We start from the raw sequence: 409 nt of genomic DNA on the forward strand, positions 1-409 counted from the left end.
ACAAGCCCCATCCCTTCAGGGTGGGGTAACTGACTAAATGCCCCTACGCCGTTGTGAGGTACGGCTTGATAAATTCGGCAACCGCTTTGCCGAGTAACGCACAGCCTTCGGGGGTGAAATGGACACCATCCGGGGTCAGATAGCTGTCCCGCCCCGCGTCCGTGATAACGCCAAACAGGTCATTGACCGGGATATCCAAGTCGTCTGCGACCTTGAGAGCGACGGCGTTATACGCGGCGACATCGGCTTCCAGCCGATCGAACCCCTTCCGCTCATGATGCCAGATCTCGTTGACAGGCGTAGTCGCTGCCCAGATGACAGTGCAATTGGTCTCCGCCAAAATACGTCCGAGAAAGGCACGGAGATTTGATTCGTATTGATTAATCGGAATGGCTGGCTCGCCGGTGTC

1 protein-coding gene is annotated in these 409 nt (G+C 56.5%); it reads right to left on the reverse strand.

Annotated elements, in window-relative coordinates:
- Positions 1-43: 43 nt before the first annotated feature.
- Positions 44-409 (reverse strand): hypothetical protein (locus J4G02_16935; protein ID MCE2396236.1); only part of this gene is annotated, 366 nt, incomplete at its 5' end.

It is taken from the genome of Candidatus Poribacteria bacterium, assembly GCA_021295755.1.
GTDB lineage: Bacteria > Poribacteria > WGA-4E > WGA-4E > PCPOR2b > PCPOR2b.